Source organism: Micromonospora sp. WMMD967, from assembly GCF_029626165.1.
Classification (GTDB): Bacteria; Actinomycetota; Actinomycetes; order Mycobacteriales; family Micromonosporaceae; genus Micromonospora; species Micromonospora taraxaci.
Genome location: NZ_JARUBK010000001.1, coordinates 2,267,162 through 2,291,335 on the forward strand (window position 1 = coordinate 2,267,162; position 24,174 = coordinate 2,291,335).

Sequence of the window (24,174 nt, forward strand, 5' to 3'; positions counted from 1 at the left end):
GGCGGACCCCACCTCAGTCGGTCAGCGCCGCGTAGACCAGCTGGCGCAGCTGGGAGCGCAGCGGATAGGTGCTCGACGGCATCAGCTGGGTGAACAGCAGCGCGGTGATCTCCTCGGCCGGGTCCACCCAGAACGCGGTGCTGGCCACCCCGCCCCAGTAGTACTCGCCGACGCTGCTCGGCACCCGGCTGGGGACCGGGTCGTCGACGACCGCGAAGCCGAGACCGAAGCCGATCCCGTCCAGTGTCGTCTCGGCGAAGCCGCCGGCGGACAGGGTGCCCAGGTCCTGACCCCCGGGCAGGTGATTGCGGGTCATGAACCGCACCGTGCGGGGCCCGAGAAGCCGGACGCCGTCCAGTTCGCCACCGCGCAGCAGCATCTGGGTGAAGTGGTGGTAGTCGGCCGCGCTGGAGATCAGACCGCCGCCACCGGACAGCAGGGCGGGCTTGCGGAACGCCAGTGCGCCGAGGCTGTCGTAACGGACGGCCTTCCCGCTGCGCGGCTCCGGTACGTAGAGGGCGGCCAACCTGTCGGCCTCGTCGCCGTCCACCCACCAACGCGTGTCGGTCATGCCCAGCGGGCCGAAGATCCGGTCGGCGAAGAACGTGTCCAGGCTCTGCCCGGAGATCACCTCGACGAGCCGGCCGAGCACGTCGGTGGCGACCGAGTAGCCCCAGGCGGAGCCGGGCTGGAACAGCAGCGGCAGCTGCCCGAAGACCGCGCAGGCGCCGGCCAGGTCGACGTCCGCCGGTGGGTACAGGTCGTAGCCGGCGGCCCGGTACAGGCCGTCGACCACAGAGGTCTGCATGAAGCCGTACGTCAGGCCGGCCGTGTGGGTGAGCAGGTGCCAGACGCGGATCGGCTCGGTCGCCGGCACCGTGTACGGCTTGAGTACGGACCCCTTGGAGTAGACCCGTAGGTCGGCGAACTCCGGCAGCCAGCGGCTGATCTCGTCGGTCAGCTCGAACCGGCCCTCCTCCCAGAGCATCATCGCCGCGACCGAGGTGACCGGCTTGGTCATCGAGTAGATCCGCCAGAGCGTGTCCGCCTCGACCGGCGCCCCCGACTCCCGGTCCCGCAGTCCGTAGGTCGAGGAGTGCGCCACCTCGCCACGGCGGGTGACCACCACCTGCCAGCCGGCCAGGCGGCCGTCGTCCACGTACCGGCCGAAGTGCTCGTCGATCCGCGCCAACCGCGCCGGGTCGAAGCCGATCTGATCCGGGTCCTTGCTCCGCGCCACACTCACGTCGCCGAACCTACTCGCCGGTATGCCGGCGCCGGAAGGGGGTCGCCTCGGCTCGGCTGTCACCGCTGCGCACTAACCTGGGCGGATGCCGGAGCTGACCGAGGACGTGACCTTCCGCAACGAGGACTGGTACGGCGAGGAGTTGACCGACCGGCACTTCGTCAGTTGCGAGTTCTTCGACGTGGACCTGACCGAGGCGGTGAGTCGGGGAGCGGTCTTCACCGGGTGCACGTTCGGCAACGTCCGGTTCAACGCGTCCCGGCATGTCGACTCGGCCTTCACCCGGTGCGTCTTCCGCCGGTGCAACTTCTTCGAGGCCGAATTCACCGGCTGCAAGATGGTCGGCAGCACCTTCGTCGACTGCGACCTGCGCCCGTTGACCGTCGACGGCGGTGACTGGTCCTTCGTCACCCTGCCCGGCGCCGACCTGCGGGGCGTCCGGCTGACCGGGGTGCGCATGCGTGAGGTGGACCTGACCCGGGCCAACCTGACCGGCGCCACCGTCACCGGCGTCGACCTGTCCGGCGCTCAACTGCTCAACGTACGGCTCGGTGGCGCCGACCTGCGGGGCAGTGACCTCAGCGCGCTCGATCCGACGGTCGTCGAGCGGGCCGGCGCGATCGTCGACGTCGGACAGGCAGTGGTTATCGCGCAGTTGCTCGGTTTTCGGATCGGCTGACCCGAGCGGCGTTCGTGGCCTGCCGAAGTGCCCGCCCGCGTGGGCGCGACGTCGCGCGTCGTCCGGTTGCGGGGCTGGACACGTCCGGCAGTCCGGATCTAGCGTGTCGTCCACACCGGTACGAACGCGAAACGGCCCACAGTGGACGGTGTGATCCGCTGCGGTCGGCGGCGGCCGGGTGGTGGAGTTGGAGGGGTCGGTGGCGGACGAAGACCGCACGCGGACTGATTCGGGTGCCGAGGACGCATCGGCGAAGCACCGCTCGGGTGCCGTCACCTCCGGGCAGACCCGCGCCGCGCTGCGCCGGGTCGCCCGTGCCCGGCGGCGTCGGCGTTGGGCGGTGGAGGGGGTCGCCGTACTCGCCTGCCTGGCGGCGTTGATCTCGTACCTGAGCTTCCGGTCGGAGCCGGCGCCCGACGGCGACCAGGCGGGTGGTTCGGGCGCCGTGACCGGGGTCGTCGCCCGTTCTCCCGGCTTTCCGGCCACCGACGGGCGCACCGGTGACGCGGGGCCGGCGGAGCCCGGCCTGCGTCCGCGCCAGCGCCCGCCCTCGCCCGATCCGACACCGTCGACGACCGCGTCGGCCCCGCCGCCGGCGTCACCGCAGTCGGCGGAGCTGTCGGTGACCCGGGGGGAGATGCCCGCCGAGGTCAACCTGACCGCCGTCGGTGCCCGGGACTGGATGCACTGGGGGCAGCGCGGGGGCAACTCGACGGTCCGCAAGCGGGCGGGTTCCGGGGAGATCGCCGACGAGGGCGGCACCGGCACGCGGGTCGCCTGGGACGGCAACCAGGAGCACGTCCGGTGGTCCGACGGCTCGTCGCAGCGGTCCGCGCGGGACAGCTCAGAAGGCGTCTACACCTGCGGCACCGGCAACGGGTTCTCCCTCGCCGTCGCCGGAAGCGGTGAGTCGCGCACGGTCCTGCTCTACGGCGGCATCTGGATGGCCCGGGGGCGCCTGGAGGCTCGACTGTCCACCGGCGGGCCCACCAGCAGCGTGGTGCTGGAAGACCCGTACACGAGTCAGAGCGCTCAGTTCACCATCAAGTTCACGGTGCCGAAGGGCGCCCGACTGCTGCTGAGCTGGAAGGTCGAGAAGGTCTTCACCCCGCACTGCGGCAACGTCGGCCTCCAGGCGGTGGCGGTCCGCTGACCGACCAACCGCTGCGCGGCCACACAGCGGGACAGTTTGTCCGTCGCCGACGGTCGAGGAGGTCGTAGCTTTCTGCTGTCCCCAACCGACCATCCAGTGTGGAGGCAGCGGAGATGAGTAGTACCGCCCACCGCGTCCGTCGCGCCGCTTCGTCCGGTGCCGCCGAAGCGTCCGGGGAGGTGCTCCGCGACATCCCCCTGCCGCCGTACGTGACGGGCGAGGACACCCAGTTCGCGGTACGGGCGGTGGTGGTGCACGCCCCCCGGCGGTGGTCCGGGGGAGTGGTCTGCCGCAACGATGCCAGCCCGCACCCGTGTCGCCTGCACCGTTGGGGCACCCGGGTGCTGGCACTGCGCGGGCTGCGGGCTGCCGAGATCGCCGCCCTCATCGAGCGCGGCGACCCGACGGCGGTGGTCCCCCCACCGAAGCGTCCGGCCTGAGCGCGCGTCCGGCCGGGAGGCAACAGCCCGCGCCTCCCGGCCCCCCACTCAACAGGTGATCGGTTTGACCCAGGAGCATTCGACGCCCTCCGGGGTCCGGGGAGTCTCCGGCACCGCCGGCGGTGCCATCCGGGCGGTGCTCGCACCGTCCGCGCGAAAACCGGCCAGTGCCACGGCGATCTGGTCCTCCAACGGTTTGACCGACGCCGTGAGGTAGTTGTTCAGCAGGATGGCGAACGCCAGCAGTCGGCCGTCGGCGCTGGTGACGTAACCGGAGAGTCCGGAGACGCCGGTCAGGCTGCCGGTCTTCGCGTGCACGTTGCCGGCCGCGGGGGTGCCGGCCATCCGGCTCCGGAGAGTGCCGCCGACGAATCGTTCGGGTTGCCCGGCGATCGGCAGGGCCGCGTACCAGGTCTCGAACCACGGTTCGGCGCGGACGGCGTTGAGCAGGTCCACGAACTCCGCCGCCGGGACCAGGTTGCGCCGGGACAGCCCGGATCCGTCGCGTTGGCGTAGTCGTCCGGTGTCCATTCCGGTGTCGGCGACGTACTCGCTGATCGCGGTCATGCCGGCGGTCCAGGTGCCCGAACCGCTCAGCACCCGGCCGATCTCCTTGGTCAACACCTCGGCGTGCCCGTTGTTGGAGAGCTTGAGGAACGGTGTCATCAGCTCGCCGAGACTCATCGAGTCGTGCCGGGCCACCGGGTGGGCCGTCTCCGGGGTGGCCTGGCCCAGCACGGTGCGACCGATCACCCGGACGCCGTGCCTGTGCAACGCCGCCCGGAACACGTCGGCCGCGTAGCCGGTGGGTTCCCAGACTGTCACCCAGTCGCTGGCGGGCTCGTCACCGACGGCGATCTGGCCGGTCACCACCACTGTGTTGCCGCCGTGTTCGCGCTCGATCGAGATCGAGGTCTCGCCCTCGGCGACCGTCACGGCGCGGTTGTCGACGCGGACGTATCCGGTGGGTGGGGTGGTGCTGACCACCGGTGGGGCACCGGCCCGGCGGGCGGGTGCGGCCTGCACGATGACCGTCCCGGCGTCGTAGTCGGTGTCCGGGGCGACGGTCAGCGCGGAGACCTGCGCGGCGTAGTAGTAGGGCTCGTCGTCCCAGGTCCAGTCGGGGCCGAGGCGGGTGTGGTCGTAGCGGGTGTCGTCGGCGACCAGGTTGCCGGTGACCACCCGTACCCCGTCGGCGGCGACCTGGGCGGCGAGCGCGTCGTAGTCGGCGGCGAGCATCGTCGGGTCACCGCCACCGCGCAGGTAGAGGTTGCCGGTGAGCAGGCCGGCGCGGCGTTTGCCGCTGGTGTGCACGTCGGTGGTGAAGCGGTGGCCCGACCCGAGCAGCCCGAGGGCCGCGGTCGAGGTCATCAGCTTCGTGTTGGAGGCCGGGATGAGCCGGCGGTCGCCGTTGCGGTCGTAGAGCGTCTGCCCCGTGCTGGTGTCGACCACGACCACCGAGGCCTGCGCCCCGCCGAGGCGGGCGTCGGCGAGGACCGTGTCGATGGTGTCGTGCAGTCGGGTCGTCGCGGGGGTGGGCGACTCGGCTGTGGCGCCCGACGCGCCGGTGGTGGTCGCGGTGACGGCCAGGGTGAGCAGCGCGAGGGCCCGGACGAAATGACGGCGATGCATGCGCTGATGCTGCCACGAAGATAATCGCCGGAGAAGAGCACCACGCGAAAGTTACTGCCAATTGGACTACGTCGGTCGTCCCACCGACTTCTCGTGTCCACCCCAGTAGTGCCGCTGCGCCCCCATGACCAACGGTGCGACCAGGGCGGCGAGCGCCCCACCGAGCAGCGGGAAGACGATGAACACCCAGAGCTGCCGCAGGGCCACGCCGCCCTCGAAGACCGCCGGCCCGAACGCGCGGGCCGGGTTGACCGCCGCGCCGGTCAGTGTCAGACCGACCAGCTGGGTCGCGGCGAGGGCCAACCCGATGGCCACCCCGGCGGTACCCGGGTTCTCGCTCCGACTGGTCACCACCAGGACGACGAGGACGAACAGGAAGGTCAGCACGACCTCCAGCACGGCCGCGCCGCCCCGGTTGATGTGGGCACCGTAACCGTTCGTGCCCAGTGCCCCGGTCTGGTCCGCGACGTCGCCCCAGCGGGTCAGCGCCCAGAGCACGAAGGCGGCCACCGTCGCGCCCACGAACTGGGCGATCCAGTACGCCACCGCGCCGAGCACCGAGATCTTGCCGGAGAGCAGCACACCGAGTGTCACCGCCGGGTTGACGTGACTGCCGGACAGCGGGCCGATCGTGTAGACGAGAGCGAGCATCACGAACCCGAAGGACAACGCGACCACCACCACGCCGCCCTGAACACGTGCGGCGACGGCGCTGCCCACCCCGAAGAAGACGAGCAGCAGAGTGCCGAGGAACTCGGCCGCATACCGACGGAAGTCGCTCATCCACTCAGCGTAGGCGCAGGTCAGGAGGTCATTGCCGAAAATCTGTGATCGGGGCGACGGCCGAACGCGGGCACACCGGTGCCGACCACGGCGTTGCACACCAGGTGGACACCCACTCAGCGGACGTCGTGGTGATCGGCGCCGGTCAGGCCGGCCTGAGTGCCGGCTACCACCTGCGCCGGACCGGCTTCCCGCCCGGCGACGGCTTCGTCATCCTCGACGGCGACGACGGGCCGGGCGGGGCCTGGCAGCACCGCTGGCCGACGCTCGTCTTCGACCGGGTGCACGGCTTCCACGACCTGCCCGGGCTGCCCCTCCCGCCCGTGCAGCCCCACCGTCCGGCGGCCGAGCAGGTACGCGCCTACTTCGCCGCGTACGAGAGGACATTCGACCTGCCGGTACGGCGTCCGGTGCGGGTCCGTGCGGTGCGCTCCCGGCCGGACGGGCGGCTTGACGTGCACACCGACCAGGACCGGTGGATCGCCCGGGCTCTGATCAACGCGACCGGCACCTGGACCAGGCCGTTCTGGCCGCACTACCCGGGCCGGGCCTCGTTCCGGGGCCGGCACCTGCACACCGCCGACTACCGGGGACCGGCCGAGTTCGCCGGCCTGCGGGTGGTGGTCGTCGGTGGGGGCACCTCCGCCGTGCAGTTGCTCGGGGAGGTCTCCACGGTCGCGGCGGCCACCACCTGGGTGACCCGTCGACCGCCGGAGTTCCGCGACGAGGAGTTCGGCCCGGAGCTGGGCCGCGCCGCGGTGGCCCGGGTGGACGAGGCGGTTCGGGACGGCCGCCCACCGGGCAGCGTGGTGGGCGTGACGGGGCTGCCGGTCACGCCGGAGGTACGCCGGCTGCGGGAGCGGGGCGTCCTGGACCGGTTACCCGTGTTCGACCGGATCACACCCGATGGTGTGGCCTGGGCGGACGGACGGTTCGTACCGGCGGACGTGATCCTCTGGTGCACCGGTTTCCGCGCCGCCATCGACCACCTCGCCCCGCTGGGGCTGCGCGCGCCGGGCGGCGGTATCACGATGGCCGGCACCCGGGTGGTCGCCGACGAGCGGATTCACCTGGTCGGTTACGGCCCCTCGGCCAGCACGATCGGCGCCAACCGGGCCGGTCGCGCGGCGGTCAACGAGATTCGCGCCCGGCTGGCCCCGGCCCCCGCTCTCGACTGACCTGGCTCTATTTGACGGATCGGCGGTCAGCGGGCACGGTGGAGGTGGCGGGGCCCTCAGCTGCCCCGATTCGATGCGACGGCCATGACCGTTCGCCCCTTCTGTTCGCCTCCCAGATGCGCTCGTCCGCGGACCGATCAGCCGGTCTGCGAGGGTTTCGACCGGGAGCCGAGATTCCACGAGGAGTTCCACTCATGCTCACCATGACCGACAACGCCGTGCTCGTCATCCGTGACCTCGCCAACCAGCAGGACGTCGCCGAGGGCGGCGGAGTGCGTATCGCCGCCGACACCGAGGCCGGCTCGCTCTCGGTGGAGCTGGTGCCCGAGCCGGCGCAGGGCGATCGGGTGGTCGACAACCAGGGCGCCCGCATCTTCCTCGACGAGGACGCCGCCGAACTGCTCGGTGACGCCTCGGTGGACGCCACAGTCGACGACGAGGGCGTCATCCAGTTCGGCTTCACCGAGAAGCAGTAACCACCCGTCTCACCGCAGCGGGCGTCCGCGCTGTGGCGGACCGGGCCGGGGATTCCACCTCGGCGCGGTGTCGCCGTCCGGGCGCAACAGCGTGGCGAGCACGTACGCCAGGTGGTGTGAGGTGCTCCAGGCCGCCCAGTTGGCGGCCGAACCGGCGCCGGCGCCCCGGCGGGCCCGGCGGAGCAGCTCGTGGTCACCCCAGGAGAACGCCGCGCCGGTGCTCGGCCAGTGCGGCGCCGACACCAGCGTGCGGCACAGGTCGGCGAACCGCTCGTCGCCCCGGCCACCTCGCCGCGCCCAGCGGTAGATCCACCAGCTGCCGTCGTCGGTGTACCGCACCGTCGGCAGCCGGTCACCAGGATCACCGCTGCCGGGCACGGCCGGGTGGACGCCGTAGTCGCCGTAGTCGACACCGGTGTCGGCCAGCCGTTGCCAGAGCTGCCAGTCCCAGCGGTCCAACCGGATCGGCTCGTCGGTGGGCAGCCGGGACAACGTCGGGGGCATCCCACCCGCTGCCACGGTCACCGAGCGCCAGGCGTGCCGGCGCGCCCAGTCGAGCAGGCGGCGCACCCGCGGTTCGGCCGCCCGCACATCCGCCGGGCAGCACACGTCCCCCGCGTCCACCAGCAGGTCGCACTCCTCCGGAACGAGGTCGGTGGACCGCCAGACCCGTTCGGCGGCGGCGGTGCTGCCGTCCGGCCCGGCCCGGTCCTGGCCGGTCCGCAGGCGGATCAGCGCCCGCCGGCCGCACGCCCGTGCCGCCGCGCCGTGCGCGACCAGCCGGTGGTCGCTCTCCGTGAGACCGATGACCGGCACCAGGGGTACGCCCCAGCGGCTCAGCTCCGCTGCGCGGCTGTCGGGGAGGGCGCTGACGTCCACGGCCGGCAGGAGCCCGGCTGGTAGCCGGCGCAGAACGTCCACTGTGCTCCTGTCGACGGTGCCGATCTCCAGGACCGGGGCGACAAGTGCGGTGGCCGTGTCGTCGAGGTGGCTGAGGGCATCCAGCTCACCGCGCCGACAGGCGAGGATGGGGCGGTACACCGGTTCCGCCGCCCGGCTCCCGGGGGCGGGCACCATACTTCAATCTAGCCAGGCATGCGCATATGTCACAGCTCGTGGAGTCGGAATTCGGCTGCTCGACTGTCGTCTCGGCGACTACGCTCCTCCGATGCCCGAGCCAGCGCACCGATACCGTTCCACCGACGAGGACAGCGGCCGGTGGGCCGGATTCCGGTTCCGCGACGGCGACATCGTGATCAGCACCCGGTCCAAGAGCGGCACCACCTGGATGCAGATGATCTGCGCGCTGCTGGTGCTTCGCACTCCTGAGCTGCCGGCGCCGCTGAACGTGCTGTCGCCCTGGCTGGACTGGCTCGCCGAACCCCGTGACGCGGTCTTCGACAGGCTGGCCGCGCAGCCGCACCGGCGGTTCGTCAAGACGCACACCCCGCTGGACGGGGTGCCTCTCGACCCCCGGGCGCACTACGTGGTGGTGGCCCGGCATCCGCTGGACATGGCGGTCTCCCTCTACCACCAGGCGGGCAACCTGGACCGGGCGCGCCTCGCCGAGCTGACCGGCCAGCCGGCCCCGTCCGGGCCGGGCCGGAAGCGCGTGCCGGTGGAGCAGTGGCTGCGCAGCTGGATCGACCAGGAGGTCGACCCGCGCGCCGAGCTGGATTCGCTGCCCGGGGTGATGCTGCACCTGACCGACGCCTGGGCGCGTCGACACGAGCCGAACGTCGAGCTGGTGCACTACGACGATCTGTTGGCCGACCTGGGCGGTGAGATGCGCCGGCTCGCCGACCGGTGGGAGCTTCCGCGTCCGGGGCCGGAGCTGGTGGAGGCGGCGACCTTCGGCCGGATGCGGGAGCGCGCCGACCGGCTCGCTCCGGACACACTCGGTGTGCTGCGCGACCGCCGGGCCTTCTTCCGCCAGGGCGGCTCCGGCCAGGGCCGGAACATGCTGGACGCCGCCGCGCAGGCCGGCTACGAGGAGCGCGTAGCAGCGCTGGCCGAGCCCGACCTGCTCACCTGGCTGCACCGCTAGCCCAACCCCCGCCCCGGCTGCGTCGATCATGGAGTTGTGGTGCCCAGTTTGGTGGCATTGCGGCTGCTTTGTTGCCCACCACAACTCCATGATCGACAGGGCTGGGGGTGGGGGAACGAGCGCGCGGCGCCGTTGGACCGTGGTCGCAACGTCGCCGCGCTCTGGCCGTCTCCCACCACCGCAGCCGTTCGGCGGTACGCCGGCGGGGACCTGGCTCGACCGGCTGTTCGTGCCGGTCGGGTTGTCGATCCCCGGTACGTGCGGATCCAAACCCGCCGAACGTGGGGAATTCCACCATCTGCGAGTCCCGGCGTGGCGCACCGCCGAACGGGGTATGAGCGGGGGCATGGAGCATTTCACGATCGCGACCGTCGCCGAGAAGAGCCCGGATTTCCGGCGGGTGCTGTGGACGGGTGAGCACACCCAGCTGGTCATCATGACCATCCCCGCCGGTGGTGAGATCGGCGAGGAGGTCCACGAGGGCATCGACCAGATCCTGACGTTCGTCAGCGGCGTCGGCGAGGCCCAGGTCGCCGGTGAGAAGAAGAAGGTCGCCGCGGGTGACCTGGTCGTGGTGCCGTCCGGCACCAAGCACAACTTCGTCAACACCGGGCCCAACCCGCTGGTGCTGTACACCGTCTACGGCCCGCCGGAGCACGCCGACCAGGCGGTGCACCGGACCAAGGAGGAGGCCGACGCGGCGGAGGCGGCGGGCGAGGACGAGCCACCCACCGAGTGACCCGGCCGCCGGCTGCCTGATCCGACCCGATGTGGGTACCCGCGGCGGGTGGAGCAGCAGCCGGCGATCTCCGACTACGCATTCCTCTCGGACTCTCGTTCCGGTGCCCTGGTCGGCAAGGACGGGTCGGTCGACTGGTGGTGCCCGCACCGGTTCGACGGGGCGTCCGTGTTCGGGCGGCTGCTCGACGCGGGCGCCGGGCACTTCAAACTGGCGCCGGTGGGCGTCGGCGGAGCGGGTCATCGGACGGAGCGGGCGTACCTGCCGGACACCCTGGTGCTCCGGACGGTGCATCACACGCCGGAGGGCAGTGTGTCGGTCACCGACGCCCTCGCCGCCGAGGCCGGAGCCCGTGCGCACGAGCTGGGCAAGAACTCTCCCGCCGTACTGATCCGAGTGGTGCACGGGCTGACCGGGCGGGTGCGGATGGCACTGGACTTCGCACCCCGACCCGAGTACGGCCTGCTCACTCCGTACCTGCACGAGCAGCCCGACGGCGGTGTGCTGGCCGGCGCGGGCCCGGTGGTGCTTGTCTTGCGCGCCGACGATCTGGACCTGCGGGCGGACGTCGACCGGGTCACCCACGAGTTCGAGATCTCCGCGGGTCAGGTGATCGGGATGGACGTGGCGTTCGGCGAGACGTACGGCACCCCGCCGGCACGGATAGAGCCGCTGGCCGCCCTCGCCGAGACGACGCAGGCGTGGCAGGCGTTCCGTGACACGCACATCTACGAGGGGCGGTACCCCGAACTCGTCCGGCACAGCGCGACGGTCCTGACCGGCCTCACGTACTCCCGCAGTGGCGCGGTCGCCGCGGCACTGACCAGTTCGTTGCCCGAGCAGGTCGGCGGCGACCGCAACTACGACTACCGCTACTCGTGGCTGCGCGACTTCTCGTTGACGATGCGTGCGCTCTGGGTGGCGGCCTGTCCCGAAGAGACGTCGCGGCTGTTCGCCTGGGCGGCCCGCTCGATCGGCCGGTTCGGCGACGAACCCGTGCCGGTGCTCTTCGGATTGGAGGGTGAGCGGGACATCTCCGAGCACCACTGCAACCACCTGCGCGGATACCGCGACAGTCGGCCGGTCCGGGTCGGGAACGACGCCTGGCGGCAGCGGCAGCTCGACGTGCCCGGGGAGGTGATGTCGGCGGTGTGGCGGCTGCGCGACTATCTCGGCGCGAGGTTCGAGGGCGAGTTGCAGGAGATGGTGCTCGGGCTGGCCGAGCAGGTGGCCGCGACCTGGCGTCTGCCGGACCGGGGCATCTGGGAGACCCGGGACGAGGAGCGGCACTACGTCTCGTCGAAGGTGTCCTGCTGGCTGGCGCTGGACCGGGCGGTGGGGCTCGCCGACCGGCTCGGCGACCGGGCCGACCCGCACCGCTGGGCAGCGGTACGCGACGAGATCCGGGACACCGTGCTGCGCGAGGGGTGGAACGAGCGGATCGGGGCGTTCACCGGGGCGTTCGGGTCCCCGGAGCTGGACGCCTCGGTGCTCGCCATGCCGGTGGCGCGCTTCCTGCCGGCCACCGACCCGCGGATGCGCTCGACCATCGAGATGGTCGAGCGGGACCTGGGCACCGAGAGCGGATTGCTGCGCCGGTGGACGACCGACCCCGCCGGCTTCCTGCTGTGCTCGTTCTGGCTGGTGGAGTGCCTGGTGATGGCGGGGGAGCCGAAGCGGGCCGAGGCCCTGTTCGAGCGGGTGATCGGGTTCTCCAACGACGTGGGACTGTTCAGCGAGCAGATCGACCTGACCACCGGGATGCAGCTCGGCAACACCCCGCAGGCGCTCTCGCACATCGGGCTGATCAACGCCGCCTGGCGGTTGACGGAGCCGGACAGTTTCTGACCCGCCGGCTCAGTTCAGCACGGGTACGCCGGACACGTCGACAGTGTCCGGATACTTCAGTCCCGCGCCGGTGTTGAGCACCACCACCCGTTCGCCGGCCCGGATCCACCCGCCGGCGCGCAGGTGCCGCGCCGCCGTCAGACAGGCCGCGCCCTCCGGGCAGAGCAGCAACCCCTCCCGGCCGGCGAACTCCCGAAGGTCGGTCAGCAGGTCCGCGTCGTCGACCGCCACGGCGGTGCCGGACGACTCCCGCAACGCCGCCAGGATCAGCTCGTCGGCCAGCGGAGCCGGCACGGTGATGCCGAACGCCACGGTGTGCGCGTCCTCCCACGGCTCCGCCCGGTCGGCACCGGCGGCGAACGCCCGCACGATCGGCGCGCAGCCGGTCGACTGCACGGCCACCAGCCGGGGCAGCTTGTCGCCGACCCAGCCCAGCTCGCGCAGCTCGTGCATCGCCTTGTGGATGCCGATCAGCCCGACACCGCCGCCCGTCGGATAGATGATCACGTCGGGGGCCTGCCAGCCGAGCTGCTCGACGATCTCGTACCCCATCGTCTTCTTGCCCTCGAGCCGGTAGGGCTCGCGCAGCGTGCCGGCGTCGAAGATCGTTCCGTTCGACTCCGCGATCAGCTCGGCCACCCGCCGACCGGCGTCGCTGATCAGCCCGTCGACCAGGCGCAGATCCGCGCCGGCGGCCACGCACTCGCGTCGGCAGATACCCGGCGCCTCCAGCGGCATGACGATGGTCGCGCCGATCCCGGCCCGCGCGGCGTACGTGGCCCAGGCCGACCCGGCGTTGCCGTTGGTGGGCATGGCGATCCGCTCGACGCCCAGCTCACGGGCGCGGCTCACCCCGACCGCCGCGCCCCGTGCCTTGAACGAGCCGGTCGGGATCAACCCCTCGTCCTTGACCATCAGGTCGGTGATGCCGATCCCGGCGCCGTACGCGGGGGCGCGCAGCAGCGGCGTCCAGCCCTCGCCGAGCGTCGTGACGTGCCGTGGATCGCCGACCGGCAGCAGCTCCCGGTAGCGCCACAGGTCGGCCGGGCGCAGTGGAAAGCGTTCCGGGGTGACCGCCTTCGCCACCGCGGGCAGGTCGTAGCGGGCCAGCAGCGGTGAGCCGCACTCGCAGAGGTTCTGCAACTGGTCGGCGGCGTGCTCGCGCCCGCAGCGCGGGCAGTCCAGGTGGGTCAGGTACACGTCGCTCCTCGCCGTCAGACCGCGTCGACGCTCAGCCAGTGCCGACTGCGCAGCCCCGGCTCGTACACCGAGTCCAGCCGCTTGGCGACCACGCCCGGCAGGCCTTGCTCCTGCCCGGCGCGCAGGGCCTCGTCGCCCGCGCCGGGGAACCACGGCGGAGTCTGCCAGTGCGTACCCGCCAAGGCCAGCCCATCGAGCAGCTCCCGGCGTTGCGCGTACGGCACGTCGACGCTGCTCACGCCCTCCAGCCAGAGCAGGTCGACCAGCAGGTACTGGGCGCCGGCGGGAACCCGGCTGCCGGTGGACGGGCGGACCGGGCGCACCCGGCCGGTGCTGTCGATGCGCACCAGCACACCGTCGAGCACCGCCTCGGTGGGCGCGAGCGCCTCGGCCATCGCCCGCAGCCACTGATACCCGCCGGTGATCTCCTCGTCGGTCTCGGAGAGCAGCCGCAGCCGCCCACCGGAGACGTACGCCATCGCCCGGACCCCGTCCCACCGCAGCTCGTACCCCCAGGCGGCCCTGTCGCGGGGGAGCCTGGCGGCCGACGTGGCGTGCATCGGGCGGACCAGGTCGGGCATCGGCGTCCATCCCGGCGGCGGCGCGTCGGTGCGTCGGACCATCCAGTCCCGGCCACCGGTGGCGAAGAGGACGTAACGGCCGGCGGTGCGGTCACCGGAGAGCGTCACGATCACCTCGTCGTCGCGCCATTTCTCGCACCGGTAGGTGCCCCGGTCGTGGATCAGCATCCGGCCGCCGCCGTACTCGCCCGCGGGGATCTCGCCGGCGAAGTCCAGATATTCCATCGGGTGGTCCTCGGTGTGCACGGCGAGGTGGTTGCGGCCCGGGTCGCGGGGGAGGCCACGCGGCACCGCCCAGGACGCGAGCACCCCGTCGTGTTCCAGGCGCAGGTCCCAGTGCAGGCTGCGGGCGTGGTGCTGCTGGATGACGAAGCGGGCCGTGTCGCCGTCCGGGCCGGCGCCCGTGGGGCTCCGCTCCGGCACGGGCTCCGGTGTCCGGGCCGCGTCCCGTCGTCGCCGGTACTCCTCCAACCGGTCCGTCACACCCCGCATTCTCCGGCACGGCGAACCGTCACGCTGGACACCGGAGTGTCCGGTTCACTCGGCGGCAGAGGGCTCGGCGGGGTAGAACGGACCTCATGGACCTCACCGACCAGCCCGCCGCCCTGCTCCCCGGTGACGTGCGGATGCCCCTGCTCGGCTTCGGCACCTGGCAGGCCACCGGCCAGGCCGGCTACGACGCGGTGCTGGCCGCCCTCGACACCGGCTACCGGCACATCGACACCGCCACCGTGTACGGCAACGAGCGGGAGGTCGGCAGGGCGGTGCGGGAGAGCGGGCTGCGCCGGGACGACCTCTTCATCACCACCAAGCTCCCGCCGAACCGGGTGGGCCAGGAGCGCGCGACGTTGGAGGCCAGCCTGGAGGCGCTCGGCGTCGACCACCTGGACCTCTGGTTGATCCACTGGCCGCCGTCGTCGCCGGCGGACAGCATCCCGCTGTGGCGCGAGTTGCTGGCCGCCCGCGACGAGAACCTGACCCGGGCGGTCGGCGTCAGCAACTACAGCACCGGGCAGATCGACGAGTTGATCCAGTCGACCGAGGAGAACCCGGCGGTCAACCAGATCGAGTGGAGTCCGGCGCTGTACGACAGGCAGCGGCACGCCGAGCACCGGGACCGGGGAGTGGTGCTGGAGGGGTACAGCCCGTTCAAGACCAGTGACCTCAGCGACCCGGTGCTGACCAGGATCGCGGCGGCGCACGACGTCTCCCCGGCGCAGGTGGTGCTGCGCTGGCACATCGACCACGAGATCGTGGCGATCCCGAAGTCGGTGACGCCGGAGCGGATCACCGCCAACTTCGACGTCTTCCACTTCTCGCTGACGGCGGAGGAGATGCGCGACATCGACGCGCTCGGCGACGCCTGACACGGCGGTTTCCTTCAATCATCGCCCTGGCGATGAAGGGTATCGACATCGACGATCGTGACGGTATAGCGTGCCCGTCATCACGATCGTCGATCCGTTCGTGCCCGCCGTCGCTGGAGGATCGCCATGACCCGATCACCATCCATCCGTCTACGCCGCCGCGGGGTGCTCGGCATCCCCGCCCTGGTGGCCGCCGCGTTGACAGTCGTCGCCCGCCCCCGGCCGGCGAACGCCGCACCGCAGGCCGAGTGCCTCGCCGACCTGCTCCAGGACGCCTGATGGCCACCATTCCCTGGCTCGTCGACGTGCTGCGCGGCGCCGGGGTCCAGGTCGTCGTCGAGGGCGACTGGCTCAACCGGATGCGACCCGGCTCCTTCGACCCGATCGGTGTGCTCTGGCACCACACCGCCTCCACCAGCAGCGCCAGCAACCCGCACCCGGCGCTCGGCATCTGCATCAACGGTCGCTCCGACCTGCCCGGGCCGCTGTGTCAGGCGCTCGTCGACTACAACGGTGTCTTCCACGTCATCTCCGCCGGCCGCTGCAACCACGCCGGGGTCAGCGGTGGCAGCGGGCCGATCCCGTCCGGGGACGGCAACACCCTGATGATCGGGTGGGAGATCGACTACAACGGCGTCAACCAGGAGATGACTGCCGCGCAGTACAACGCGTCGATCGCCGCCACCGCCGCAGTGCTCACCCGCCTCGGCCGCGACAGCAGCTACGCCCGCGGGCACCGGGAGACCAGCACCACCGGCAAGATCGACCCCTCCTTCATCGACCTCAACGTGATGAGGGCCGACGTCGCGGCGAAGATGGCCGGCAGCGGCACGGCATGGTCGTCCACCGTGGACAACACCACGTCCGGCCGGTTCACCGCCAGTGCCAGCTGGGGTGTCTCGACGTACTCCAGCCAGCGGTACGGCGCCGACTACCGGTACGCCGAACCGGTCGCCGCCAGCGATCCGGCCTGGTACCGGTTCAACGTGCCGGCGGCCGGCAACTACCGGGTTGAGGCCTGGTGGCCGACGAACAGCGGCTACAACAGCGCCACCCCGTACATCGTCGCCACCAGCTCCGGCAACCGGACCGTCTACGTCGACCAGCGGGCGACCGGCGGGCAGTGGCGGGTCCTCGGCACGTTCGCGCTGCCGGCCGGTGACGCCAACCGGGTGGCGGTGAGCCGGTGGAGCAACGCCAGCGGTCTGGTCATCGCGGACGCCGTACGCCTCACCCGCGTCTGACCTCGGCTGGCCCTGCTCGAGCGGTTCGATTCGGTGAAGTCGGGGTGTCCCAGTCACCGGGAGGCCCCGACTTTCCGAAACCCGTGGGAAGGAACGTGCGCCACGACAAGGAAATGCTGTCCGAGAATCCCCGGCCGTACGGTGATCGATCCTGTTCGGCCTGGGCGGCCACGCCGTTTCCGGCTCTCCGGAATGAGCGTTCGGGCGCTCACTGGTCGCGTCGTTCGTGGATCGGACTGCGGCGGTTCGAGAGCAACCCGCCAGGTGGGAGCGGGTGTAACGGGTTGATGCGTTCGCCGTTCGGCGTGTCTGAGCGTCCCGGCGATCCACCATTGGCGATGTCATTGGCCGGGCGGGATCGTCCACGATCCGACCGCTTCCGGGGTGCTTCTCGCCGCCGTTGTCGCCCCAGCACGCGGCGGTCGATCAGGTTGACCCGACCCCGAGCAAAAAACTCGGCAGGCTCCACTGTGGGCCGTGTATTTCCACTGAGCAAGAGGGCGTTTTCGCTGCCCGAATCCCCGGCGCATTGTGATTGGCCCGGCGTTCGGGGACCGCTTCCCACCCATCCGCTCTGAGCAGGGAAAACTCCGCTGCGTGACCGGCGGCGGCGAAAGATACCAATTGCCCGCTTCATCCTCACCGTTTGTGACGCTACTTGTGCGTAGAGCGGCCTGCTCCCTACAGTCCCGATCGATATCTGAAAACACACGGGGGAGGGTTTCGTGGCAGGTCGAAAGACTGCCACCGTACGCGCATGCCTTGCGGCAGGTGTCGCTGTGCTGACGGCGGTCGCATTGGCGGGTATATCGGGCGAACCGGCGGAGTATTTCGCCGCCGGGCCCGATGGCGTGACGGGTGGCGTGGAAAACAGGTCCGACGAGGCGGTGTCCTCACGGACCGCCCGGAAGACCGGCAAACCGGTGCAGGTCAAGAGCCTCACCTCCGAGACCACCGAGGTGTTCGCCCTGCCCGACGGGCAGTTCCGGGCGGAGCTGTCGCTCGGGCCGACCCGGGTCCGCCGTGGCGACGACTGGGTCCCGATCGACCTCACCCTTCACCGGAACGCCGACGGCAGCGTCCGTCCCGCAGCACACCCCCACGACCTGTCGATCTCCGGTCCGCAACCGGACGGCACGCACGAGCTGGCAGCCGTGGGCAAGGGCGACGACCGGGTGGCGGTCAACTGGGCTGGAGCGCTGCCGGAGCCGCAACTGCGCGAGGACCGGGCGACCTACGTGAACGCCCTGCCCGACGTCGACCTCGTAGTGAGGGCGAGCCGGAATGGCCTCGAAACCCTGTTCGTGATCAAGAGCCCGTCCGCGCTGAGTCGCGTCGCGACGCTGACGCTGCCGCTGACCGGCCGCAATGTCGCCGACACCCAGCGCGGCGTGGGCGGGGACACCACCATCAGGGACGCGACGGGCCGCGTCATCGCAACGACCCCGGCCCTGCTGATGTGGGACGCGCGGGTCGACGCCCAGGGCGCGCCCGTCAACAAGGTGCCGGTCACCTCCACCGTCACCAAGGTCGCCAAGACCGCTGCGAGCAGTGGCATCGCGCTGACCCTCACGCCGGACCAGAAGTGGCTCAAGGCACCGGAGCGGCAGTACCCGATCACCATCGACCCGCAGATCAACCCGCTCTCCACCACGTTCGACACCTTCGTCCAAGCGAACGAGAGCGTCGACCGTGGCGGCGAGCCAGACCTGCGGCTCGGAAAGCTCGGCCCGACCGGCCCGATCACCCGCACGTTCGCCCGCTGGGACACCACCGCGCTGGTCGGCAAGCAGATCAACACCGCGACCATCTCGCTGTGGAACTGGTGGTCGGTGCAGTGCGCCGGGCGCTCCTGGGAACTCTGGACGACGGGCTCGATCTCCGACGGCATCGTGTGGAGCAACCAACCCGCCTGGAACCACCAGGAAAAGGTGACCACGGCCTCGGCCGGCTACGACCCGTCGTGTGACGACAACTGGGTCGGCGTCGCCGCCACCAGCTTCTTCCAGCGCGCGGCCAACGCGGGCGACACCCGCGCGGACATGGGCCTGCGGGCGACCGACGAAACCGACTCGACGTCGTTCAAGCAGTTCCGCTCCCGCAACTACTCCGGCACCTCCGAAGTGCCGAAGGCAAGCGTCACCTACAACTCGTACCCGACGGTGACCGCACGGGCGACGGTGCCGGCCACCAGCTGCGTGACCGGCTCCGCCCGACCCACAGTCAACACGGTGACGCCGCAGCTCAAGGCCACCGTCTCCGACGCGGACGCGACGGCCATGACGGTCGCGTTCGAGTGGTGGGCGATGAACGGCGAGACGCCGATCGGGTCAGCCACCTACACCAACGTCGCCAACGGGGCCACCGCCGCGGCCACGGTACCGGCCGGCGCCTTCGTCGACGGCGGCATCTACCGCTGGCGGGTCAAGGCGTCCGACGGCGTGAGCGGCAGCGACAGCTGGTCCTCGTTCTGCGAGATGCAGGTCTACACCACTGTCGCGCCGGTGACCGGCTGCGTCGGCGGCACCGAGAGCGACTTCAACGGCGACGGTGTCGCGGATGTCGCGATCGCCGACCCCGAGGCCCTGGTGAACGGCCAGACCCGTGCCGGGCAGTTGCACGTCAGCTACGGCGGTAGCTCCACCGTGGACACCCTGTACGAAGGTGTCGCCAAGGTGCCCGGCGCTCCCGAACCCGGTGACCGCTTCGGTACCTCGATCTCCTCGTACGACGCCAACAACGACGGATGCACCGACCTCGCGGTCGGTGTCCCGTTCCAGGACGTCTCCGGCCTGCAGGACGCCGGGGTCGTGCTCGTCCTGCTGGGCTCACGGGCAGGGCTGGCCAAAGGGCCGGACTCCCTGATCTACCACCAGGACGTCACCAACGTGCCGGACGCCGCCGAAGCACACGACTGGTTCGGCCACGCGGTCGCCGGCAGCCAGACGGCCAGCGGCCAGCCGTATCTGGTCATCGGTGCGCCCGGCGAAGGACTCGCCACGCCCGTCACCGGCATCGTCCACTACATCCGGGGCACCGTGAACCTGGCGCTCAGCCAGGGTGCCGGCATCCCCGGAGCAGCCGAGATCGACGACCGCACCGGGTACGCGGTGGCGGCATCCAAGTACCACTGGGCCGTCAGTTCGCCGGGTGAGGCGATCGGCACGGAGGTGTTCGCCGGCGCGGTGAACGTCTTCAGCCACGTCCTGACCAATGGGCTGCCGACGCTCGCCGCCGAGCTGAACCAGGACGCAGGGCCCGTCGCGGACACATCCGAGGCCAACGACAACTTCGGCAAGTCGATCGCCCTCGCGCCGTATCGGCCGGTCGGCGCGGCGCAGGGCACCCCCGACTCCCTGGTGGTCGTTGGTGTACCCGGCGAGGACGAACTGGGCACCCGCCCGATCGTCAACGTGTCGGACGTCGGTATGGCACATGTCTTCCATGTCACCGGAACCAACACCTACACGGAGATCAAAACCTTCTCCTACAACGGCCGGATGCCGAACCTGAGCAGCGGCGACTACCTGGGCGAAAAGGTTGTCGTGGTGAACACCAACCCGGCGGCCGAGAGCACCGCTTCGACGATGTTCGTCGGCCTGGGAGTCCCCGGTCAGGAGACCGTCTACACCGCGTCAGGGGACGGCGGCACCCAGTCTGCCCAGAGCGAGGGCGTCCCGATGGACACCGGTCAGGTGTGGGTCTTCTCCGTACTGGCGGAGCAGACCATCCCCACCCCGGTCAGGATCGAACGCAACGGTACGAGCCTGCCGGGCACCCCTCGCGCGAGCGAGATCGTCGGTACCTCGCTCGGTGCGACCTCGAAGCGGCTCCTGGTGGCCACCCCGTACGGCACCGATGCCGTCTACGGCTTCAGCTGGTCGAGCCTGGCCGGCGGGTCGGCAACGCCCACCGAGACCTGGCAGCCCGGTGTGAACGGCTTCCCGGCCAACGTGAGCACGTTCGGGGCGGCGGTCAACTGATGAAGAACATGAATTGGCGCAGCTCAACGGGGGAGGACCTGACGGTGATCCGTCGTACCAGAAAGCGGGGTCGGCTCTTCACGCTCGGCCTCACAGTGGGCCTCGCCGGCCTGCTGGCCGGCACCGCCTACGTGGCCGCTCCCGAGCCGGCTCCGCCGACCGCGCCGGTGGCCGCCGTCGAGACCGATCCGGTCCGGGACACCGAAGCCGAGGCGCTCGTCGCGGCGGCGGACCTCAACCAGCCCGTCGAGGTACTCGCCCAGCGGGGCGAGTACCGGGACGTCTTCGCCCAGCCGGACGGCACGCTCATCGCCAACGAGTACAACCAGGCGGTTCGGGTCCTTCGGGGTGGCACCTGGGTGCCGGCCGACGCGACGCTCGTCGCACAGGCGGACGGGACGATCACGCCGACCGCGGCGCTGATCGACATGCGGCTGTCCGGCGGAGGCACCACGCCCCTCATGGTGGTCCAGCGCGACTTCCGGGTCATGACGCTCACCTGGCCCCACGCTCTGCCCACTCCGACGATCAGCGGCGACCAGGCCACCTACCCGGAGGTCTTCCCGGACGTCGACCTGGTCGCCAACGTCACGGTCGAGGGCTTCTCCCACGTCCTGGTGTTGAAGACCCCCGAGGCCGCGAACCTGCCCGAGCTGCAGAACCTGCGGCTGGGAGTGACGGGTGAAGGTCTCGACATCGAGGAGACCGCGGAAGGTGGCGTTGTCGCGCTCGACCCCGCGACCAGCAACCCGGTGTTCGAGGCCGACGCTCCTACCATGTGGGACAGCGGCAACCAGGAGGGCGGCGGCGAGGCCCAGCGGAGGACCGCTGCGGCCGAGCCCACCGACCCGAACGACGCTTCGGCCCGGGGCCCGGGTGAGGACTCGCAGATCGGACAGGTCGGCCTCGACTACACCCAGGGCACGCTGAACCTCACTCCGGACGCCGCGATGCTCGCCAGCCCGGCCACCACCTACCCGGTGTACGTGGACCCGGTGTGGCAGGCCAGCACCAACAGCGCCTGGGCAATGGTCGACAGCGGGTATCCGTCCGAGGAGTACTGGAAGTTCGACACCAAGCGACACGAGCGCATCGGACTCTGCCCCAGCTCCTGCAACAACTCCAAGATCAAGCGAATCTTCTACCAGTTGGCCACGCCGTACGCCGGCAAGACCATCCTGGAAGCCAAGTTCCGGGTGACCCTGCAGCACGTCTACAACACCACCGCCCGCGCGGCGGCGCTCTATCTCATGCCATCCGGCATCAAGTCCACGACGAACTGGGGCAACCAGCCCGGCGGGTCGGGGTGGTCGGGTGCCACACACCTGGCCAACAACTCGCCGACCAAGGTGCAGTCGAGTTGCACCTCGACGAACCAGAACACCGAGTGGGAAGCCAAGGCGGCGGTCCAGACGGCGGTGAGCAAGGGTTGGAGCAGTGTCACTCTCGGCCTCCGTTCGGTGAGCGAGAGCGACTCCACCCACACCAAGCGGTTCTGCGACAACGGTGTGCTCTCCGTCCGCTACAACCGTGCGCCGGTGATCGCGAACCAGTCCGAGTTGACGATGTCGCCCGGTGGCGGCTGCGTGTACGGCTCGACCGCGCCCTACACGGACGTTCCGCCGCGGCTCAACGCCGTCCTGCGTGACCCGGACCACTCGTCTGCGCACACCGAGCAGGTCAAGGCCGAGTTCAAGGTCACCTGGACGCCAGCGGGTGGAAGTCTGCAGACCCGCAGCTACACCACCCCGCTGAAAGCCAGTGGCTCCCTGTTCAGCTACTACGTCCCGACCGACATCGCGCAGAACGTGCCGATCTCCTGGGAAGTGCGGGCGAGTGACGGCGTGAGTTGGGGACCCTGGAGTTCCGACGGCACGCGCGAGGTTTGCCAGTTCTTCTACGACAAGACCAGCCCGAGCGCCCCGGACGTGGACTCGCCGGAGTATCTGCCCGATGATGCGGCAGACACCACCGCCGACTGTCTCGACGACGACCAGTGGCGGGGCTCCATCGGCGTCCAGGGCAGTTTCACGTTCGACTCGGCGGCCACGGACGTCGTGGAGTACCAGTACAACTTCAACGACAGCGCCACCGTGTCGGTCAAGCCGACGACGAGCGGTGGCCCGGTGACGATCAAGTGGACGCCTGACAAGGAGGGGCCGCGCCAGCTCTTCGTCAAGGCGATCGATGTGGCGAAACGGTCCAGCACGATCGCGACCTGCACCTTCCGGGTGGGCAAGCGCCCGCCGGTCGCGCAGTGGCCGCTGTCGGACATCGCCTCGGCGAAGGCTGCTAACGACCAACTCGGCTCCCACGACGCGAAGATCGGTAGCGGCGTCAAGTTCGACATCGCAGGGTCACTCGGTCAGTGGGACACCGCCGCCATCTTCGACGGCACGTCCAACGCCTATCTCGTCACCCAGAACTCGGTGGTGAGCACCGCCCGGAGTTTCTCCGTCACCGGGTGGTTCCGGGTGGACGATCCCAGTCGCAGACAGGTGGCAGTCAGTCAGGACGCCACCGGTGAGCCGGGCTTCAGCCTGGGCGTCGATCAGGGCAGCTGGTTTTTCCGGATGCCCACGAACGATGTCATCAACCTGGGCGAGTGGAAGGTGAACGCGGGTCCTGCCACCACAGCCTGGACCTTCGTCACCGCTGTCTTCGACGGCCCGAACAACAAGATCTCGCTGCAGGTCGGCACGGGCGCTCCGGTGGTCAAGGACCGGCGTTCGCTGGTCGAGGCCCGTGGTGCCCTCCAGTTCGGCCGCCACACCTACAAGGGCGGCGGATACTCCGACTTCTGGAAGGGCGCGATGGCGGACGTCTCCGTTTTCGACCGCCCGGTCGTCAGCGAGGACACGGCCGGTCTGGAGAAGCACAAGCTGGACCGGAAGGGCTACTGGCAGTTCAACACCGAGACCTCGGGATTGAGCCCGAACTACGATGCCGGCGGTGAGGCGCTTCGACTCGGGAAGCCGAGCACTCTCATTCGGACCACCAACCCGTTCACATCCTTCATGGGCAACGGGTACCTGCAGTTCACCGGCAAGGCCGGCGAGTACGCCGAGACGGTCAGCCCGGTCGTCGACGCGGCGGGGAGTTTCACCATCGCCGCTCGGGTGCGGTTCACCAGTGGATCGCAGGGTCATCCGATGACGGCAATCTCCATCCAGGACGCCACCAACAACAGCGTCGTGGTCCTTCGGGGCAACACCGATGGGCGTTGGGAGATGGCCGCCGCCGGCACGACCCAGCCGGCCCGATTCGACAACTCCCCGTCAATATCTCCCAACAGCGACCACATCGCGCTGGTCTACAACGGGTATACCCGTGAGCTGCTGTTCTACCTCAACGGCAAGCCTATGGGAATCCAGTTGGACAAGCCGTTGCCCGCACTCCGCAACGTGCAGTTCGGCCGCACCCTCGACGCCGGGGTCGAGAAGGAGAACCTGTCCGGGGCGATCGACGACATCCGCATCTACAACGGCACGGCAGACAAGGTCAAGATCGATCGGGTCAGCCTCACCTTCGAGCAGCCCAACCTCTGACACCACCAGCGTCGGGGCCGTCCTACCAAG

The 24,174-nt window shown here is 70.5% G+C and carries 19 protein-coding genes; 13 read left to right on the forward strand and 6 right to left on the reverse strand.

Annotated elements, in window-relative coordinates; all coding sequences use genetic code 11:
- Positions 1–13: 13 nt before the first annotated feature.
- The gene (locus O7631_RS10705; protein WP_278144105.1) at positions 14–1,246 is read right to left on the reverse strand and encodes a serine hydrolase domain-containing protein; all 1,233 of its coding nucleotides are present in this window, start codon (positions 1,244–1,246) and stop codon (positions 14–16) included.
- An 85-nt stretch (positions 1,247–1,331) separates the two neighbouring features.
- Here O7631_RS10705 and O7631_RS10710 point away from each other — a divergent pair, with 85 nt between their 5' ends.
- The 3 genes from O7631_RS10710 (at position 1,332) to O7631_RS10720 (ending at position 3,518) form a co-directional block, all read left to right on the forward strand.
- Entirely contained in the window at positions 1,332–1,925 is a 594-nt protein-coding gene (locus O7631_RS10710; protein ID WP_278144106.1) for a pentapeptide repeat-containing protein, read from the forward strand.
- A 199-nt stretch (positions 1,926–2,124) separates the two neighbouring features.
- Positions 2,125–3,078: a hypothetical protein gene (locus tag O7631_RS10715; protein ID WP_278144107.1), complete on the forward strand. Its 954-nt coding sequence runs from the start codon at positions 2,125–2,127 to the stop codon at positions 3,076–3,078.
- Positions 3,079–3,191: 113 nt separating this feature from the next.
- Entirely contained in the window at positions 3,192–3,518 is a 327-nt protein-coding gene (locus O7631_RS10720; RefSeq protein ID WP_278144108.1) for a hypothetical protein, read from the forward strand.
- Between the two features lie 48 nt (positions 3,519–3,566).
- Here O7631_RS10720 and dacB read toward each other — a convergent pair whose 3' ends face one another.
- On the reverse strand, positions 3,567–5,150 hold the full coding sequence (dacB, locus tag O7631_RS10725) for a D-alanyl-D-alanine carboxypeptidase/D-alanyl-D-alanine-endopeptidase (RefSeq protein ID WP_278144109.1): 1,584 nt from the start codon (positions 5,148–5,150) through the stop codon (positions 3,567–3,569).
- Between the two features lie 66 nt (positions 5,151–5,216).
- Positions 5,217–5,933, reverse strand: coding sequence for an aquaporin (locus O7631_RS10730; RefSeq protein ID WP_278144110.1), 717 nt, complete (start codon positions 5,931–5,933; stop codon positions 5,217–5,219).
- A gap of 44 nt (positions 5,934–5,977) precedes the next feature.
- Here O7631_RS10730 and O7631_RS10735 point away from each other — a divergent pair, with 44 nt between their 5' ends.
- Positions 5,978–7,111, forward strand: a complete 1,134-nt coding sequence (locus O7631_RS10735; RefSeq protein WP_278144111.1) for an NAD(P)-binding domain-containing protein — start codon at positions 5,978–5,980, stop codon at positions 7,109–7,111.
- Positions 7,112–7,305: 194 nt separating this feature from the next.
- A complete protein-coding gene (locus O7631_RS10740; protein WP_269680914.1) occupies positions 7,306–7,587 on the forward strand; it encodes an adhesin in 282 nt (93 codons plus the stop codon).
- Between the two features lie 9 nt (positions 7,588–7,596).
- Here O7631_RS10740 and O7631_RS10745 read toward each other — a convergent pair whose 3' ends face one another.
- Positions 7,597–8,664, reverse strand: a complete 1,068-nt coding sequence (locus tag O7631_RS10745) for a hypothetical protein (RefSeq protein ID WP_278144112.1) — start codon at positions 8,662–8,664, stop codon at positions 7,597–7,599.
- A 91-nt stretch (positions 8,665–8,755) separates the two neighbouring features.
- On the opposite strand from O7631_RS10745, the gene O7631_RS10750 reads away from it, so the two are divergent.
- The 3 genes from O7631_RS10750 (at position 8,756) to O7631_RS10760 (ending at position 12,221) form a co-directional block, all read left to right on the forward strand.
- The gene (locus O7631_RS10750; RefSeq protein WP_278144113.1) at positions 8,756–9,634 is read left to right on the forward strand and encodes a sulfotransferase domain-containing protein; all 879 of its coding nucleotides are present in this window, start codon (positions 8,756–8,758) and stop codon (positions 9,632–9,634) included.
- 346 nt (positions 9,635–9,980) lie between these two features.
- Positions 9,981–10,373, forward strand: a complete 393-nt coding sequence (locus O7631_RS10755; RefSeq protein WP_145785287.1) for a cupin domain-containing protein — start codon at positions 9,981–9,983, stop codon at positions 10,371–10,373.
- 48 nt (positions 10,374–10,421) lie between these two features.
- Complete coding sequence (locus O7631_RS10760) at positions 10,422–12,221, forward strand: glycoside hydrolase family 15 protein (RefSeq protein WP_278144114.1); 1,800 nt, start codon at positions 10,422–10,424, stop codon at positions 12,219–12,221.
- Between the two features lie 9 nt (positions 12,222–12,230).
- Here O7631_RS10760 and O7631_RS10765 read toward each other — a convergent pair whose 3' ends face one another.
- Both O7631_RS10765 and O7631_RS10770 read right to left on the reverse strand, forming a co-directional pair.
- Positions 12,231–13,421: a threonine synthase gene (locus O7631_RS10765; RefSeq protein WP_278144115.1), complete on the reverse strand. Its 1,191-nt coding sequence runs from the start codon at positions 13,419–13,421 to the stop codon at positions 12,231–12,233.
- Between the two features lie 14 nt (positions 13,422–13,435).
- Entirely contained in the window at positions 13,436–14,485 is a 1,050-nt protein-coding gene (locus O7631_RS10770; protein ID WP_278144116.1) for a DNA polymerase ligase N-terminal domain-containing protein, read from the reverse strand.
- Positions 14,486–14,580: 95 nt separating this feature from the next.
- On the opposite strand from O7631_RS10770, the gene O7631_RS10775 reads away from it, so the two are divergent.
- From O7631_RS10775 to O7631_RS10795, 5 genes are all read left to right on the forward strand, one after another.
- Positions 14,581–15,369 (forward strand): aldo/keto reductase, encoded by a 789-nt coding sequence (locus tag O7631_RS10775; protein WP_278144117.1) that lies wholly within the window; start codon positions 14,581–14,583, stop codon positions 15,367–15,369.
- Positions 15,370–15,495: 126 nt separating this feature from the next.
- Positions 15,496–15,648 carry a hypothetical protein gene (locus O7631_RS10780; protein WP_278144118.1) on the forward strand — a complete coding sequence of 51 codons (153 nt, stop codon included), beginning with the start codon at positions 15,496–15,498 and terminating at the stop codon, positions 15,646–15,648.
- On the forward strand, positions 15,648–16,613 hold the full coding sequence (locus O7631_RS10785; RefSeq protein ID WP_278144119.1) for an N-acetylmuramoyl-L-alanine amidase: 966 nt from the start codon (positions 15,648–15,650) through the stop codon (positions 16,611–16,613). The genes O7631_RS10780 and O7631_RS10785 overlap by 1 nt, the downstream gene beginning before the upstream one ends.
- A gap of 725 nt (positions 16,614–17,338) precedes the next feature.
- Positions 17,339–20,596, forward strand: a complete 3,258-nt coding sequence (locus O7631_RS10790; protein ID WP_278144120.1) for a hypothetical protein — start codon at positions 17,339–17,341, stop codon at positions 20,594–20,596.
- Between the two features lie 44 nt (positions 20,597–20,640).
- Positions 20,641–24,144 (forward strand): LamG-like jellyroll fold domain-containing protein, encoded by a 3,504-nt coding sequence (locus O7631_RS10795; RefSeq protein ID WP_278144121.1) that lies wholly within the window; start codon positions 20,641–20,643, stop codon positions 24,142–24,144.
- Positions 24,145–24,174 lie beyond the last annotated feature (30 nt).